Below are 2676 nucleotides of genomic sequence, written 5' to 3' on the forward strand. Positions count from 1 at the left end.
CGCCCGGTTACATTCCGAACCCGGAAGCTAAGCCTTACAGCGCCGATGGTACTGCAGGGGGGACCCTGTGGGAGAGTAGGACGCCGCCGAACAATCTTTGGAGGACCCTTGGTCCCAGCGACTCGCTGGGACCAAGGGTCCTTTTGTTTTTCCGAAGCGCGCTGGGTACCCGGCTGCGCGAGAATGACTTGCGGTACCGAAGACAGGAGTCACCCATGTCCACCAACTCTCCCGACGAGCGACCGGAGCGCGACGAGCGCCGTCGTGACAGTGGTGACCGCGGTGGCTACCGCGGCGGCCCGCGCCGTGACAACGACCGGCGCGACAACGACCGCGGCGGCTCCGGCCGGCGTGACGACCGTCGCGATGACCGCGGTGGGGATCGCGGCGGTGACCGTGGTGGCGATCGCGGTGGCTTCCGCCGCGACGACAACCGTGGCGGTGGCGGCGACCGAGGCGGTTTCCGCCGGGACGACAACCGCGGTGGCGGTGGCCGTCCGGCCTTCCGCCGTGACGACCGTCCCACCGGCGGCCCCCGTCGCGACGACCGGCCGAGTGGCCCGCGCCGTGACGACCGCGGCGGTGGCTTCCGCCGGGACGGCGACCGTCCCGCCTTCAACCGCGACGACCGGCCGAGCGGTCCGCGTCGCGACGACAACCGTGGCGGCGGCGACTTCCGCCGGGACGACCGGCGTGACGACCGCGGCGGTGACCGTGGCGGCTTCCGCCGTGACGACAACCGTGGTGGTGGCGATCGCGGTGGGTTCCGCCGGGATGACAACCGTGGTGGCAGTGGCGGCGGGGGTTTCCGTCGCGACGACCGCAGCGACTTCCGTCGCGATGACCGTGGCGGGGATCGCGGTGGCGACCGTGGCGGCTTCGGCTTCCGCCGTGATGACAACCGTGCTGGTGGCGGCGACCGAGGCGGTTTCCGCCGGGACGACAGCCGTGGTGGCAGTGGCGGTGGCGGCTTCCGTCGCGATGACCGGCGTGACGACCGCGGCGGCGATCGTGGTGGCTTCCGCCGTGATGACAACCGTGGCGGTGGCGGGGACCGTGGCTTCCGTCGGGACGGCGACCGTCCGGCCTTCCGCCGTGACGACCGTCCTACCGGCGGCCCCCGCCGCGACGACCGGCCGAGCGGCCCGCGCCGTGACGACCGCGGCGGTGGCGACTTCCGCCGTGACGACCGGCGTGACGACCGTGGCGGCGACCGTGGTGGCTTCCGCCGTGACGACAACCGTGGCGGTGGCGGCGACTTCCGTCGCGATGACCGGCGTGACGACCGTGGCGGCGATCGCGGTGGCTTCCGCCGTGACGACCGCAGTGACTTCCGCCGCGATGACCGTGGCGGCGACCGTGGTGGGTTCCGCCGGGACGACCGCCGGGACGGGGACCGTCCGGGCTTCCGTCGCGACGACCGGCGAGACGACCGAGGCGGCGACAACCGCGGTGGCGGCTTCCGTGGCCGCGACGACCGGGGCGGGCGTCCCGGAGGCTTCCGGGGTCGTGACGACCGGGGTGGCGACGACCGTCGTGGCGGCGGACGCTACCGCGACGAGCGCGACCGGGACCGTGAGCCGATCAAGCGGCTGCCGATCCCGGACGACGTCACGGGCGACGAGATCGACAAGGACGTACGGCAGGAGCTGCAGAGCCTGCCCAAGGGGCTTGCCGAGGACGTCTCCCGCAACCTGGTGATGGTGGCCCGGCTGATTGACGAGGACCCCGAGGGCGCCTACGCGTACTCGCGGATCGCGCTGCGGCTCGCCTCGCGCGTCGCCGCCGTGCGTGAGGCCGCCGGCTTCGCCGCGTACGCCAACCAGAAGTTCAGCGAGGCCCTCGCGGAGTTCCGTGCCGCGCGCCGGATGACCGGGAGTGTCGAGCTGTGGCCCGTCATGGCGGACTGCGAGCGCGGTCTCGGCCGGCCCGAGAAGGCGCTGGAGATGGCGGGCGCCCCCGAGGTGCAGAAGCTGGACAAGGCGAGCCAGGTCGAGATGCGGCTGGTCGCGGCCGGCGCCCGGCGTGACATGGACCAGCTCGACGCGGCCATCGTCACCCTGCAGAGCCCGGAACTCGCCTCCAACTCCGTACAGCCCTGGACCGCGCGTCTGCGGTACGCCTACGCCGACGCGCTGCTCGCAGCCGGTCGTGAGGACGAGGCCCGTGAGTGGTTCGCCAAGGCCGTGGAGTCGGACAAGGACGGCAGCACGGACGCCTCCGACCGCCTCGCCGAGATGGACGGTGTCGAGTTCGTGGACGCGTTCGTCGAGGACGCCGACGACGAGGAGCCCGGCCAGACGTCCGCCTCCGCTGTCTCCGCCGTCTCCGAGAAGGCATCCGCCGACGCTCTGGACGATGACGAAGATGACGATGAAGACGACGATGACGATGACGATGTGCGCGACGCGGTGACCGCTGACGTGGCCACGGACGACGTCGACGGCATCGACGCCGACGACCTCCAAGACGACGTGGAGGACGTGGACGACGAGGACGACGGCAGCGAGGGTGACGCGGCTCGGCGTCCCCAGAGCTGACGACCGGCACGGCCGTGGAGACACAGCGGTAGAAGCACGTGGGCGGCGGGGGGCCCCCGGGAGGAGCCCCCCCCCCCCGGCGGGTGGTGGCCCCCCCGGTGAGCGGGGGGGGGGCCCCCCCGCCCCCCCCCCCCCC

1 protein-coding gene, 1 rRNA gene and 1 pseudogene are annotated in these 2676 nt (G+C 73.1%); all 3 read left to right on the forward strand.

Translation table 11 applies throughout. The annotated features are described in order from the left end of the window. Positions 1-92: ribosomal RNA gene (gene rrf, locus AB0912_RS29605) — 5S ribosomal RNA — on the forward strand; the annotation flags it as partial. A 153-nt stretch (positions 93-245) separates the two neighbouring features. After that, positions 246-956, forward strand: a pseudogene (locus AB0912_RS29610) (hypothetical protein); the annotation flags it as partial. Positions 957-1592: 636 nt separating this feature from the next. Beyond that, a complete protein-coding gene (locus tag AB0912_RS29615; protein WP_366705239.1) occupies positions 1593-2540 on the forward strand; it encodes a hypothetical protein in 948 nt (315 codons plus the stop codon). Positions 2541-2676 lie beyond the last annotated feature (136 nt).

Source organism: Streptomyces sp. NPDC007084, from assembly GCF_040703595.1.
Lineage (GTDB): Bacteria > Actinomycetota > Actinomycetes > Streptomycetales > Streptomycetaceae > Streptomyces.